Annotated in this window: 1 protein-coding gene; it reads right to left on the bottom strand. The window is 49.0% G+C overall.

Annotated features, from left to right (window positions below):
* A partial coding sequence (locus tag AC0QH1_RS13525; protein WP_324631683.1) for an HNH endonuclease occupies positions 1-206 on the bottom strand: 206 nt, incomplete at both ends.

Here is a 206-nt window from a genome sequence, read left to right as displayed (position 1 = left end):
CCCTTGGACTGATTGCACGGATGGCAGGCTAAAGTCAGGTTTGAGACACGATCGCTACCTCCTTTCGATTGCGGATGGATGTGTTCTACCTCTAAGGGTGTATTTTCAGCGCAATAAGCGCATTTACGGCCCCACTTTTCGAGCAAATACTCCCGTACTTCGTACCCAAAGAGTTCGCCTTGTTGGTATTCAACACCCGATACTTC

Source organism: Phormidium sp. CCY1219 (assembly GCF_055795085.1).
This window is presented reverse-complemented; position numbering and strand designations above follow the sequence as displayed.